Origin of the sequence: Antricoccus suffuscus (genome assembly GCF_003003235.1) — a bacterium.
GTDB classification, from domain to species: Bacteria; Actinomycetota; Actinomycetes; order Mycobacteriales; family Antricoccaceae; genus Antricoccus; species Antricoccus suffuscus.
In genome coordinates, this window is the sequence record NZ_PVUE01000001.1 from 1 (window position 1) to 12,824 (window position 12,824).

A 12,824-nucleotide genomic window follows, 5' to 3' on the forward strand; every position below is an offset into this window, starting at 1 on the left:
GTGCGGTGAAAGTCGCACGCCGGGTTCGGAAGGCGGCCTGGGGAAACGGGCCCGGAGTAATTCAGGAACCGCGCCCCAGGCCGACCTAACCACGTCACCGCGTGGCGGGACGGTGGGCCGACGGATATTGATGATCTGACTCTGGTGTGTGGGTATCACCACCGCGCGTTCGAGGACCGGGACTGGGAATCGGTGATGATCGGTGGCCTGCCGCATTGGCGGCCACCCGCGTGGATCGACCAGGCCAGGACACCGGTACTGCATCACCGCATCACCCTCGCCAACAGACGCGAATAAGCCAGCGACCGGCATCGATCCAAGCTAGTACGCAAAGTCCTCGATCAACCAATTGTCGATCATTCTTAGACGCATGCCCAGTGAGCCTATTGCGACGTACTCTCGGACACTTGCCAGACCCGCATGAGCCCTTTAGCGATTTTTGCGATCGGTCGCGATGATGGGCAGCGGTTCGGAACGATGGGTCGAGGGCTCTTTTCAGGACTTGACAGCCCTTGCGCCGGCCGGTGCCGCTGCCGTGGGGATGGCGTTGTCGATGAGGACGGCCGCGATGGCGGCGGCGGTGGTGAACGCTTCGGTGTTGAGGACTCGGCCGCGGGCTGAGGCGCCGTCCAGGAGCAGCGCCAGTTGCTCGCCGAGCTGTTCGGGGTTGGTGGCTCCAGCCTCGCGTGCGGTGTCGGTGAGTCGGGCGGCAAAGTCGTTTTTGTAGTTGCGAGCGTGTACACGTGCTGGATGGCCCGGGTCCTGGATTTCCACGGCCGCCCCGATGAATGGGCACAGGGGCGCGCGCATGTCGAATACGGCGAGGAGGCGCTCGCGAGGTGTGAGGTCGGTGCGGTCGAAGACCTCGGGCAGGATGTCGGGATCGAATCGGCGTAGGCATTCGGCGACCAGCTCGTCTTTGCCGGTGAAGTGTTGGTAGAGCGTGCGCTTGGACACCTCAGCCGCCGCGCAGAGCTGGTCGATGCCGGTGCCGTTGATGCCTTGATCGCGGAACAGTTGTTGTGACGCGCTGAGGATGCGTTCGCGCGCGCCCCTGCCGCGGCGCAGGCCCCGCGGCCCCTTCTCCAATGCTGTCATTACCCCAGCGTAGCCCACTTGGGTACCGATCGGTGTGCATAGCTTGCGCACCGCATGCCGTGCTGTTACGTTAAGTACGCAGATCGGTGTACTTAGCACCGACATCGCGAATGAATGGACACCCGTCATGACCACAATCAGCATCATCGGCTCGGGCAACATGGCCGGCGCCATCGGCACCCGGGCGGCGAAGCACGGCCACACCGTCGAGATCATGAGCCGCAACACCGCCAAGGCTCAAGCCCTCGCCGACCAAATCGGTAAGGGAGCCACCGTCGGCACGTACGGCGCAACGCCGGCGGGTGACATCGTCATCGTGGCCGTCCTGTACGCCGGCGCGGTTGACGCGGTTGCGCAGTACGGGGATGCGCTGGCCGGGAAGATCCTCGTCGACATCACCAATCCGTTCAACGCCGACGCCAGCGGACTCGTGACTACCTCGGGCAACTCGGTGTCCGAGCAGATCGCCGCCGCCGCTCCCAAGGACGCGCACGTGGTGAAGGCACTGAACACGATCTTCGGCGGCGTCCTTGCTGCAGACAAACCAATGGACGTGTTCCTCGCAGGCGACAGCGCCGAGGCGAAGGCACGCGTCGCCGCGTTTCTGGAGAGCTTGGACCTGCGGGCGCTCGACGCAGGAGGGCTCGAGATGGCCCACGGCCTTGAATGGGCCGGCATCGTCCTGGTGGGCGTGGCACGCAGCGGCGCCGGGTTCGAGATCGCCTTGAGCGCCGCAGCCATCTGAAAATTCTCTCCCGGCTAAACATAGCCGCGGTCGTACTCGTCAACCGACTCCGCCGGCGGACGGTAAGCGCGAGATCTCATCGCGCTCCAAGGCGAACCTCGACTGGCACTTTGCCTGGTCAGCCGGCGCGGTTGGCGGCGTTGTACTGCTCGTCGCTAACCGGTTCCAGCCACGTGGTGGCATCGGCGGCCGGGGTTTCGTTGAGGATCGCGTAGTGGCACATCATGTTGTCGGCGGTGCCGCCGTGCCAGTGTTCCTCCCCGGCTGGGGTCCACACTGTGTCCCCGGCGCGCATGCGGATCACGGTGCCATCGCGGGTGGCGACCAGACCGATGCCATCGGTGCAATGCAGCAGCTGGCCGTTGGTGTGGGAGTGCCAGTGCGTGCGGGCGCCCGGCGTGAACCGGACTAGAGCGGTGACCAGGCGGGATGTGCCATCGCCGGTGAAAAGGGGGTTCATATAGACGTCGCCGGTGAAGTTCTTGGCGGGCGTCTTCACCGTCGCGGCGGCCGGTCGAAGTTCCATGGTGGTGCTCCTATTCAGCGAATTGTTGCAGGTTGATTCAGGCGGGATCGAGCCGTAGCGTGGTGCGCCGCGCCTCCGTGCTCGTGATCCGCTCGGTCGGGCCCGGCCACTGGCCGTACTTGATTCGGTACGCGGCGTCGAGCGTGTCGTCCAGGGCGTTGTCCGGCGTGTGGTCGGCTTCGACGAAGGACACGTCTCGCTGCAGACCACTGGCGCTGATCATGCCTTGATGCCGGGCTTGCACGCCTCGATACCAGGTCGCGTCCGGGCCATTTACCGACCGGACGTACAGAGCATCGTCGTGGCGTACGACCCACACGATTCGGGCGGGACGTAGAGTGCCGTCCCTACGTCGGGACGCGATCTTGATTTCGGTGTCGTCGACGGCGGCGAGCTCGGCGGCGGTCCACCGGTTGCCCTCAGGCATCGGGGATCTCGCGTCCGAAGTCTTCGAGCGTGACGGCTTCCGGTTCGGGGCCGCCACGGATGCCTGTGTCTAACTTGTCGAGTGCGTCGAGTTGCTCGCCGGTGAGGTCGAAGTCGAAGACGGCGAAGTTCTCGGTGATTCGGGCGGGCTTGGTGGACTTCGGAATCACCGAACGCCCGCGCTGCAACTGCCAGCGCAACATGACCTGCGCGGGCGTCTTACCGTGCTGCTCGCCGATGGCGGTGATGGTCTGGTCGTTGAAGGTGCTGCGCGTGGTGCCGTCGCCGCGGTAGGAGGTGATGCCACCAATAGGTGACCACGCCTGCGTGAGGATCTGGTGTTCGGCGTCCGCGGCCTGTACGTCGGGTTGGGTGAAGTACGGGTGCAGCTCGATCTGGTTGATCGCGGGCACGATCGACGTCGCATCCAGCAGGTCCCGTAAGTGTGTGCGCATGAAGTTGCTGACACCGATCGCGCGGACACGGCCATCAGCGAGAAGCTTCTCGAGGGCTCGGTAAGCGCCGATCGTACGGTCGAACGCGCTGGGAAGCGCCTGGTGCAAGATCAGCAGGTCGATCTGCTCGACGCCGAGCTTGCCGGCGCTCTTGTCGAACGCATGCAGCGTCTCTTCGTAGCCGTAGTCGGAGATCCACACCTTGGTCTCGATGAACATCTCCGAGCGATCGACGCCCGAGCGGCGGATTGCCTCGCCAACCTCGCGTTCGTTTCCATAAGCGGCCGCGGTATCGACGTGCCGGTAACCGGTGGCGATCGCGGCTTCGACTGCCTTCGTGGTTTCCTGCGGCGGGGTCTGAAAGACACCGAGACCGATCGCCGGGATTTCCACGCTGTTGTTCAGGGTGAATGTGGGGATCATAATGTGCAGCTCCATATCTAGTGAGTGCTCTGTGCGATGCCGCCGGCGAGATGCGCGGCCTTTACGGTGATGGGTTTGGTGGATGGCGTTGTCATGGCGTGACCGCGACCTTCAGTGCTTGCCGGTCTGCCATCGCCTGATAGCCGGCGGGTACGCCCGCGAGATCGACGGTGCGATCGAAGACCTTGCCTGGCTCAATCGTGCCGTCCAGGACGTCGGGCAACAGCTGCTCGAGATAGGCGCGGGCAGGTGCGACCCCGCCGGTAAGCGTGAGGTTGCGCGCGATCATGTCCATGCCGATCGGTCCCTCGGTGTACTGCGGGACTCCGACGCGACTGACGTATCCGCCGTCGCGGACCGCGCCGAATGCGGTCTCAAGGGCATCCGCGTGACCGACGCACTCAAGGACGGCGTCGACACCATTCCCGCCGGTCAGGTCCCGGACTAGTGCGGTGGCCTCGCTGCCGCGTTCGGTGACGACATCGGTGGCCCCGAACTCACGTCCCACGTCAGTGCGCACCGTGTGCCGTCCGATCAGGATGATGCGCTCGGCGCCAAGGCGACGCGCGGCGAGCACTGCGGACAAGCCGACCGCGCCATCGCCGACGACGGCGACCGTGCTGCCGTTGCCGACGTGGCCGCAGACGGCGGCGTGATGGCCGGTACAGAACACGTCGGTAAGGGTGAGCAGAGATGGCATCAGCGACGAGTCCGGCGCGACGTTGAGCTTGACGAGAGTCCCTGCCGCCTGCGGAACTCGGACTGCCTCGCCCTGGCCTCCGTCGTTGGCGTGGCCGTAGCCGCCACCGTGTCGGCACGAGGAGGTCAGGCCGCGGCGACAGTAGTCACACGTGTTGTCCTGCCATAGGAACGGGGAGATCACCAGGTCACCGCGCTGCAGCGTAGTGATGGCCGAGCCGAGGTCTTCGACGACGCCGATGAACTCGTGACCCATGCGCTGCGGTGCGGAATCGGCAGGTTTGGAGCCGTACGGCCACAAGTCACTGCCGCAGATCGCGGCACCGGTGACGCGGACGACCGCATCGGTAGGGGCGTCGATCGAGGCGTCGGGGACGTGCTCGATTCGGACGTCGCCGGCGCCGTACATAACGGTGGCTCGCATGTAGTCAGGTCTCCTTAGGAGTTGTTTGGGATCGCTGATTCACCCGCCGTGCCAGGGACAACGGCGGTGGGATGGGCAGGAAGGGCAGGTTCAGCGTCGGGGCGCGTCGTCTCCGGCGGGTTCGGGGACAGTGACGGCGAGGCTGCCTAGTAGCTTCAGCCGCTCCTCGGTCGGGCTCCCCGGCTCGGCGGTGTAGGCGAACATGTGCCACTCGGGGTTCGCGGGCAGGTCCATCGCCTCGTACACCAGCTCAAGGTCACCGACTGCGGGATGGTTGATCCGCTTGATTCCGGTGCGATGGTGCCGCACGTTGTGCGCGGCCCAGCGCTGCTGAAACGCGTCGCTGCGGGTGACCAGTTCACCGATCAGGTCAGTCAGCGCCTTGTCACGGGGATTCTGCCCGGCGTACCCGCGCAGGGTGGCGACAATATCGTCCGCCCCTTTGTCCCAGTCCGGGAAGAAGTTCCGCGCCGCCGGGTTGAAGAACATGAACCGTGCGGTGTTCGCCTGGTTCGACGAATCCTCTAGCAGTGGCGCGTACATCGCCCGGCCGAGCGGATTCGCGGCGAGGAAGTTCATCCGCCGGTCGCGTACCCACACCGGCGCGCCAATAACCGCGTCGAGGAACCGCTGCAGGCTCGGGCGCATTCCCCGCTCGGCGGGTCGCCGCCGCGAGGCCGGTTGCGGGCCCGCGGCGCGGGCGAGATCGTTCAAGTGCTCGGTCTCGGCCTCGTCTAGGTGCAGCGCCCGAGCCAGGCTGTCGAGAATCTCCGCTGACACGCCAGCGAGGTCGCCGCGTTCCATCTTGGCGTAGTAGTCGACGCTGACCGCAGCCAGCATCGCGACCTCCTCACGCCGCAGCCCCGGCACTCGCCGCCGGCCGCCGCCAATGATGCCCGCCTGCTCGGGGGTGATCCGATCGCGCCGGCTCCGCAGGAACTGCGCCACGTCGTTCGTCTGGTCCATGACGTCAACGGTAAGCCGGAGGTCTCGAATCTGGGGCGTACTGGCAGTACACGGATCAGCGGTCACTTCCACCGCCAGAAGGATCGCGATGCACTTGGAGCATGCCTTCAGCAGTCCTCACCCCACACGGCTCTAGGTTCACCAAGCCCGCGCCGTTGCACACCGGGAAAGTCCTCGTGATCGTGCGCAACCAGCAAGAGCAGAACGCCGACGCGCGACCGACGATAGCGGCAAAGGTGCCTGACACGAGCGGCTACGACACGGTGCTAATTGGCAGCCCAGTTTGGAACATGCGAGCGCCCATGACCATGTCCGCCTTCGTTGAAAGCGCGGACCTCACCGGGAAATCGATCCTGCCGTTCGTTACCTACGCCGTCAGCGGTCTGAGCGGCACTGACGACGATTATCGTGCGGCACTCCCAAACGTTGATGTCGGCGACGGTCTGGCGATCCGCGGTGAGATCGTGGCAGATGCTGGCCTAGAACGCGACGAATGGCTGAAAGCTAATGCACTTGCGGTGCGGTAAGCGACGGGGCGTCACGCTCACTGTCTTCGCGGGTGGTTAGGCAGCCGAACGCCCTTAGCGATTTTCGCGATCGGCTGCGATGATAGTCAGGTGGCAAGCAACGAGTCGGAACGATGGGTCGGAGGCTCCTATCCGGACGCTCAGTCTCTGACGCGACCGGAGGTCGGGCGCCTCCTCGTTGCCATGCCCACGCTCGGCGATCCGACGTTCGACCACACCGTCGTCTACCTGGTGTCGGCGTACGACGCGGGCTTTCAGGGCGTCATCATCAACGAGTCGACCCGCGAAGACGTGATGTCCGCCGTACCGGAATGGTGGCAGCTTGCGGCGATGCCGCGCATGGTGCACCGAGGCGGGCCGTGCGAACCTGATCTGGTGATGTGCCTGGGCCTTGGCCGGCAGGATCTCGAGCTGGACAACGTCGTAGCTGTCCACGACTACCGGTCTCAGACGCTGTATCGACTGGAAGGTGACGTCGACCCGGCGTACGTCGACGGAAAACTCGCCGGAGTGCGACTGTTCCGGGGGTACGCCGGCTGGAGCTTCTCTCAGTTGGAGTACGAGATCGCCGAGGGCGCGTGGTTGTGCGTACCAAGCGAACTGAACGACGTGATCTCTGCGCAGTCGGCGGGCCTGTGGCGCGGCGTACTGGCCCGCCAGCAAGGGCACTCGGCGTTTCTGCGTAGCTGCCCAGCCAATCCCGAGCGCAACTAACCACGATCCGTCCCGTAATCGTCGGGCCGGGTACTGAGCTTGGATGTTTCCGATCCCGATTCCTGGGTACGGCGTTATCTAGTGCGCCGTGATTGCGCTCCACCGAGCGCGCGTCGCACCTCAGCGAGGAGGTTCACATGAAGTGGTGGGTTTGGGTAATCATCGCGGTAGTCGTGGTGTTGATCATCATCGGCATCGCTGTCTCGGCGGCCAAGTCGGCCAAACGTAAGGCGAAGGAACGTGCGGTCATCGAGCATCGAGAGCGTGTCGAGGCCGAAAAGCGGCAACGTCAGAAGGCCTCGGAACTGCGTGAGGATGCCCATCAGGAGGCCGTGGAGGTAAAGCGCCGCGAGGCAGCGGCAGCCGAGGCGCAGGCAAATGCCGAGCAGGCCCGGCTCGAGGCCGAGAAGCAGGAGCGGATCGCCCGTCAGCACGGCCAACAGGCTCAGACGGTACGCGGTGGTGTCGAGGAGAAACTGGCGAAGGCCGACAGCGTTGACCCAGATATCGACGCAAATGGCAACCGCAACGCGGTGAACGACCCGATCGCGCCGGATATGCCGCGCTCGACCGGCAACGCGGAGGCGGCAGACGTGCGGAATGCTGAGCGTCCCGCGATGGACCCTCGTGGTACCGAAGGGCGCCGCGGCGACCCCCGGACCGCTGATCCGCACGGAGTCGATCCCGATGTAGTCGATCCCCGGCTCGACGATCCGCGGCCGGAGCGCTAAACCGGAGGCGTTGCGCGCGGCGCGGAGATTGTGCGTGGTGGATGACCAACGTACTCATAGGATGCTGAGCGTGTGATACTGCTCCTATGCATTGCCGCGCCGGCGTGCTGTCTTCAAAGGGTTTCCTCGGAGTGGGGGCTCGGAGCTAGTTCACGCACTGGCTGTCCGGCTCAGCGGCATGCTGACCGTTGCGCTCGCGGTTGTTACATCGCGCGGCAATGGTGAAGGTTACTGGCACGACCTACGGCAATCTGTTGACACAAGGAGACCACTGATGGCGTACGAGTTCACCCAGCAGGGCAAGGATCTGCTCGAGCAGGTCAAGGCATACATGGACGAGTTCATCTACCCGAAGGTGGACGAATACCACGCGGAGGCCGAGCGGCTGGGCCACAGTGGTTTCCCGGCGATCCTCGACGATATGAAGAAGGCCGCACGCGAACGTGGTCTGTGGAACTTGTTCATCCCGCACCTGAATCCCGGCGCGCCCGGCACGAAGCTGTCGAACGTCGACTACGCCCCGATCTCCGAGGAGCTCGGCAAGGTCGGTTTCGCCTCGCAGGCGCTCAACTGTGCAGCCCCGGACACCGGCAACATGGAAATCCTGAACATGTACGGCTCCGATCGGGTCAAGAAGGACTGGCTCGACCCGTTGCTGGAGGGCGAGATCCGCTCGGCATTCTCGATGACCGAGCCGGCGGTCGCGTCGTCTGATGCCACCAATATCGGTCTGCGGATCGAGCGTGATGGTGACGAGTACGTCCTCAATGGCACGAAGTGGTTCTCCTCCGGCGCGATGCGCGAGAACTGCCGAGTGCTCGTCGTGATGGGCAAGACTGACCCGTCCGCGTCGCGTCATCTGCAGCAGTCGATGATCGTCGTGCCCAAAGACACCCCTGGTATCTCGATCGGGCGCCAGCCGCACGTGTTCGGCTTCGACCACGGTGGCGGCCACCCGGAGATCCACTACGAAAATGTTCGGGTCCCTGCCGAAAACCTGCTCGGCGAGCCGGGCAGCGGATTTGCGATCTCCCAGGCGCGTCTTGGTCCAGGACGCATCCACCATTGCATGCGCTCGATCGGCGTTGCCGAGCGTGCGTTGGAGTTGATGGTGAAGCGTTCGTTGGAGCGCGAGACGTTCGGCACCAGCGTTGCGCAGAAAGGCATCATCCAGGACTGGATCGCCGAGGCCCGCATCAATATCGACATGCATCGCGAGTACGTGTTGCGTACGGCGCACTTGATGGACACCGTGGGCAACAAGTCCGCGGCCGCCGAGATCTCAGGGATCAAGGTTGCTGTGCCGCGCATGGCGCTGAAGATCATCGATGACGCGATCCAGGTGTTTGGTGCCGCGGGCGTCACTCAGTTCGCGCCGCTGGCCGAGATGTATGCCAGCATGCGCACCCTGCGGATCGCCGACGGTCCGGACGAGGTTCACAAGATGACGATCGCCCGCCGCGAGATCCTCAAGTACGACGGCACCTTCCGCATCAACCCGACAGTGGGCTCGCGCAAGAAGGAGTCCGGCGACGAAGTGCCAGTCATGCGCCCGTAACGCTTCACCCACCGGCCTGTCTCGCGCAAATCTAGTCGCTGTCTGGCCCCGACCCGCCCTGAGGTGCTTCCGCATGCATTAGTGCGGTGATCCGGGCGCGGTCGGCGTCGGACGGACGGCCCCACTCCGCGTCGTACCTGTAGATCTCTTGCAGTGGTACGCCGCTCTCCTGGCCGTCCATGATCTCGATGTCGTCGGTCGTGATGAGCGACGGATGCAGTACGCCGCAGGCCTCGGAGACTTTAATGAGGTCGCGGCGCAGCGTCTTGAGGTAGTTCGCGGCACGCACCGACTTCAGTGCCGGGTCGAGTCCGCGGGTCAGCCACGGATGTTGAGTGGCCACCCCGGTCGGACATCTGTCGGTGTGGCATTTTTGTGCCTGGATGCAGCCGATCGACAGCATCGCCTCGCGGGCGACGTTAACCATGTCGACACCGAGGGCAAACGCGACCAATGCATTTTCCGGTACGCCGAGCTTGCCCGACCCTATGAATGTGACCCGGTCCGTCAGTCCCGCCTGCGCAAAAAGCGTATATATACGGCTGAATCCTACTCGGAAGGGCAACGCGACACTGTCGCTAAAGGTAAGCGGTGCCGCGCCGGTTCCGCCCTCGCCGCCGTCGATCGTGATGAAGTCGACGCCGCGCTGGCCGTCGGCCATCCTCTCGACGAGTTCCTCCCAGAAGGCCGAATGCCCTACCGCAGACTTGATCCCGACCGGAAGTCCTGTCTCGGCCGCGATGTGTTCGACCCAGTCGAGCAGTTCGTCGACATTGCCGAACTCGGCATGCCGTGATGGGCTCGCGCAATCCTCCCCTGCCGGGATGCCGCGGATGTCAGCGATCTGCGCGTTTACCTTGGCCCCGGGCAGCAGTCCACCTAACCCGGGTTTCGCGCCCTGGCTGAGCTTGATCTCGATCGCCTTGACCGGAGCGTCTTCCACGAGCCGCTTGAGTCGCGCCAGGTCGAACCGGCCGTGCTCGTCGCGGCAGCCGAAGTACGCCGTACCGATCTGGAAAATGAGATCGCCGCCGTTGCGGTGGTACGGCGACAGCCCGCCCTCACCGGTGTTCTGCATACATCCAGCGAGTGCCGCGCCGCGGTTGAGAGCGGTGATCGCCTGAGGTGAAAGGGATCCGAAGCTCATTGCCGAAATGTTGACGAGCGAGGAGGGGCGGAAGGCCTTGGCGCGATTGCGTGGCCCGCCGAGGATCTTCGCCGATGGGACCGCGACGTCGTCGGCGGAATGCGGTCGGGACGGTGGTACGACGTCTGAGAATGTCCGGTGCTTGATGATCGGATAGCCCTGCAGATATTCGATATCGTTGTCGGTGCCAAATCCGAAGTAGTTGTTCTCCAGCTTCGCCGACGCGTAGATCCACCGTCGTTGGTCGCGGCTGAACGGGCGTTCCTCGTCATTGTTGGTGGTGATGTACTGGCGGAGCTCCGGGCCGATCGACTCCAGCAAGTAGCGGCCGTGGCCGACCACCGGATAGTTGCGCAGTAGCGCGTGTTTTCGCTGTACGAGGTCGCGTGCGGCGATCGCACCGGCGGCGGCGATGGGCAAAGCAAGAGTCCACTTCTTCATGGCCCCAGTCCTACCAGCCCTTGTACGTCGGCGTACGCGTTGGCCATGATTAGGCGACGTAGTTCACGAAATGCGTAGTTCACGAAAAGAGTGCCAGCCCGATGATTCGAAGACGCGTAATCGTGACCGGCCGGGTCCAGGGTGTTTTCTACCGGGATACCTGCCGCCGGATGGCCGGCGAGTACGGCGTCAACGGCTGGGTGCGCAATAACGCGGACGGTGCGGTCGAGGCGGTTTTCGAAGGTGAGCGAGACGCGGTCGATGCGATGTGTCAGTGGTGCGCGAGCGGTCCGGCGTACGCCGACGTCCAGCATGTGGAGATCGCCGAGGAACCGGTCGAGCACGAGACGCGGTTTGAAATCCGGTGATCCACGCCGCCCAGAATGGACGGCCGGGCAAAGACGTGGGAACGTGTGCTTTATGAGTACTCACATGCCGACCGAGGTCGACTTCCACTTCGACCCGATGTGCCCGTTTGCCTACCAGACTGCGGTCTGGATCAGGGACGTACGTCGCCAGACGGGCTTAAAGATCAACTGGCACTTCTTCAGTCTCGAAGAGGTCAACCTCGCAGAGGGTAAGAAGCATCCGTGGGAACGTGACTGGTCGTATGGTTGGTCGCTCATGCGGATCGGCGTCGCGCTGCGCCGCACGGATCCGGAGCTACTCGACGCCTGGTATGCCCGTATCGGCAAGGATCTGCACGAGGACGCTGGTACGCCGCACGCCCCGGACCGCGCCCGCGAACTCCTCGCCGAGATCGGCGCCCCAACCGCGATCTTCGACGATGCGCTTGCCGACCCGACCACGCATGACGAGATCAAGGCCGATCATCAAAGGGTTATTGACGCTGGCGGGTTCGGCGTACCGACGTTGTTCTTCGCCGACGGTCAGGCCCTATTCGGCCCGGTGCTCGTGGATCCTCCTCGCGACGATGCTGCCCTGCGGCTATGGGATCTCACGACCGGCATGCTCGAGTTTCCCCACGTGTATGAGCTCCAACGTCCCAAGGGTCCAGCGGACAGGGATCGGATCAGCGACGTACTTCAGCCCTATATCAAGGGTCGTGACTGGATCAGCATCAATCGTGGCAAGGTCGTCGAACTCGAGGAGAAACCCGCATGAGCTTGGATCCCACACTCGCCAAAGACCGCGTGCTGTCGGCATATTTCGAGGAGTACGCCGCACTGACGGACCTCTTCGCCGGGCTAAACGCCGCGGATTGGAAACGTCCGAGCCCATTGCCAGGGTGGGATGTTCAAGCAGTCGCGTCCCACATCATGGGCACCGAGCTAATGCTTCTAGGCGAAAAGTCCTCTGTTAAAGAGATTTCGGCGGAGCGGCCGCATATTCACAACGAGATCGGTGCCCGCAACGAGCTTTGGGTGGAGAGTTTCAAAGGCGACTCCGGCGAGCAGATGTGCGCGCGGTGGGCCGATATCGTCGATCGGCGTACGGCCGTGATGAGCGCGATGACTGACGAGGAATGGCACCGCCCGTCATGGACTCCAGCCGGGGAGGGTACTTACAGCCGGTTTATGCGGATCCGGGTCTACGACTGTTGGCTGCACGAGTGCGACATCCGCGACGCGCTCGGCGTACTGGCCGTCGAATACGGCGCGCCGATGAACGTTGCGCTCGACGAGATCGCGACCGGCCTCGGCTACATCGTCGGTAGGAAAGCGAAGGCGCCGGACGGGAGTTCGGTGACGATCTCACTCGGTGACCCGGTGGAGCGGGTCTTCCATGTGAAGGTCGACGGTCGGGCCGCGGTCGTCGACGAACTCCCCGACCCGAAGACGACACTACGGATGCCGGTGGGGACGTTTGCTCGACTGACCGGTGGACGCGGCGACGTCGACCCGCTGTTGGCCGACGTACAGGTCGACGGCGATCACGACCTGGGCATGCAGATCGCCCGCAACATGGCCTTCACCGTCTAGG

General features: G+C 64.2%; 15 protein-coding genes. 8 read left to right on the forward strand and 7 right to left on the reverse strand.

Annotated features, from left to right (window positions below; genetic code table 11):
- Nucleotides 1-495 precede the first annotated feature (495 nt).
- Entirely contained in the window at nucleotides 496-1,098 is a 603-nt protein-coding gene (locus CLV47_RS00005; RefSeq protein WP_106346955.1) for a TetR/AcrR family transcriptional regulator, read from the reverse strand.
- 127 nt (nucleotides 1,099-1,225) lie between these two features.
- On the opposite strand from CLV47_RS00005, the gene CLV47_RS00010 reads away from it, so the two are divergent.
- Nucleotides 1,226-1,843, forward strand: coding sequence for an NADPH-dependent F420 reductase (locus CLV47_RS00010; protein WP_106346956.1), 618 nt, complete (start codon nucleotides 1,226-1,228; stop codon nucleotides 1,841-1,843).
- A 118-nt stretch (nucleotides 1,844-1,961) separates the two neighbouring features.
- Here CLV47_RS00010 and CLV47_RS00015 read toward each other — a convergent pair whose 3' ends face one another.
- From CLV47_RS00015 to CLV47_RS00035, 5 genes are all read right to left on the reverse strand, one after another.
- A complete protein-coding gene (locus CLV47_RS00015) occupies nucleotides 1,962-2,369 on the reverse strand; it encodes a (R)-mandelonitrile lyase (RefSeq protein ID WP_106346957.1) in 408 nt (135 codons plus the stop codon).
- A 37-nt stretch (nucleotides 2,370-2,406) separates the two neighbouring features.
- Nucleotides 2,407-2,796 carry a DUF2255 family protein gene (locus CLV47_RS00020; RefSeq protein ID WP_106346958.1) on the reverse strand — a complete coding sequence of 130 codons (390 nt, stop codon included), beginning with the start codon at nucleotides 2,794-2,796 and terminating at the stop codon, nucleotides 2,407-2,409.
- Nucleotides 2,789-3,673, reverse strand: coding sequence for an aldo/keto reductase (locus CLV47_RS00025; protein ID WP_106347453.1), 885 nt, complete (start codon nucleotides 3,671-3,673; stop codon nucleotides 2,789-2,791). The genes CLV47_RS00020 and CLV47_RS00025 overlap by 8 nt, the downstream gene beginning before the upstream one ends.
- Before the next feature lie 91 nt (nucleotides 3,674-3,764).
- Nucleotides 3,765-4,796 (reverse strand): zinc-binding dehydrogenase, encoded by a 1,032-nt coding sequence (locus CLV47_RS00030; protein WP_106346959.1) that lies wholly within the window; start codon nucleotides 4,794-4,796, stop codon nucleotides 3,765-3,767.
- 90 nt (nucleotides 4,797-4,886) lie between these two features.
- Nucleotides 4,887-5,762: a helix-turn-helix transcriptional regulator gene (locus CLV47_RS00035; RefSeq protein ID WP_106346960.1), complete on the reverse strand. Its 876-nt coding sequence runs from the start codon at nucleotides 5,760-5,762 to the stop codon at nucleotides 4,887-4,889.
- Between the two features lie 101 nt (nucleotides 5,763-5,863).
- On the opposite strand from CLV47_RS00035, the gene CLV47_RS00040 reads away from it, so the two are divergent.
- The 4 genes from CLV47_RS00040 (at nucleotide 5,864) to CLV47_RS00055 (ending at nucleotide 9,292) form a co-directional block, all read left to right on the forward strand.
- On the forward strand, nucleotides 5,864-6,289 hold the full coding sequence (locus CLV47_RS00040; RefSeq protein WP_106346961.1) for a flavodoxin: 426 nt from the start codon (nucleotides 5,864-5,866) through the stop codon (nucleotides 6,287-6,289).
- 90 nt (nucleotides 6,290-6,379) lie between these two features.
- Nucleotides 6,380-7,003 carry a YqgE/AlgH family protein gene (locus CLV47_RS00045; protein ID WP_106346962.1) on the forward strand — a complete coding sequence of 208 codons (624 nt, stop codon included), beginning with the start codon at nucleotides 6,380-6,382 and terminating at the stop codon, nucleotides 7,001-7,003.
- 137 nt (nucleotides 7,004-7,140) lie between these two features.
- Nucleotides 7,141-7,734, forward strand: a complete 594-nt coding sequence (locus CLV47_RS00050; RefSeq protein ID WP_106346963.1) for a hypothetical protein — start codon at nucleotides 7,141-7,143, stop codon at nucleotides 7,732-7,734.
- 274 nt (nucleotides 7,735-8,008) lie between these two features.
- On the forward strand, nucleotides 8,009-9,292 hold the full coding sequence (locus CLV47_RS00055) for an acyl-CoA dehydrogenase family protein (RefSeq protein WP_106346964.1): 1,284 nt from the start codon (nucleotides 8,009-8,011) through the stop codon (nucleotides 9,290-9,292).
- A 31-nt stretch (nucleotides 9,293-9,323) separates the two neighbouring features.
- On the opposite strand, the gene CLV47_RS00060 is transcribed toward CLV47_RS00055, so the two are convergent.
- On the reverse strand, nucleotides 9,324-10,880 hold the full coding sequence (locus tag CLV47_RS00060; RefSeq protein ID WP_106346965.1) for an FMN-binding glutamate synthase family protein: 1,557 nt from the start codon (nucleotides 10,878-10,880) through the stop codon (nucleotides 9,324-9,326).
- A 101-nt stretch (nucleotides 10,881-10,981) separates the two neighbouring features.
- On the opposite strand from CLV47_RS00060, the gene CLV47_RS00065 reads away from it, so the two are divergent.
- From CLV47_RS00065 to CLV47_RS00075, 3 genes are read left to right on the forward strand one after another with little or no spacing between them, the layout of a single operon-like run.
- On the forward strand, nucleotides 10,982-11,248 hold the full coding sequence (locus tag CLV47_RS00065) for an acylphosphatase (protein WP_177557439.1): 267 nt from the start codon (nucleotides 10,982-10,984) through the stop codon (nucleotides 11,246-11,248).
- A 52-nt stretch (nucleotides 11,249-11,300) separates the two neighbouring features.
- Nucleotides 11,301-12,005 (forward strand): mycothiol-dependent nitroreductase Rv2466c family protein, encoded by a 705-nt coding sequence (locus CLV47_RS00070; RefSeq protein ID WP_202862295.1) that lies wholly within the window; start codon nucleotides 11,301-11,303, stop codon nucleotides 12,003-12,005.
- Nucleotides 12,002-12,823: a maleylpyruvate isomerase family mycothiol-dependent enzyme gene (locus CLV47_RS00075; RefSeq protein WP_106346967.1), complete on the forward strand. Its 822-nt coding sequence runs from the start codon at nucleotides 12,002-12,004 to the stop codon at nucleotides 12,821-12,823. The genes CLV47_RS00070 and CLV47_RS00075 overlap by 4 nt, the downstream gene beginning before the upstream one ends.
- Nucleotide 12,824: the final 1 nt, after the last annotated feature.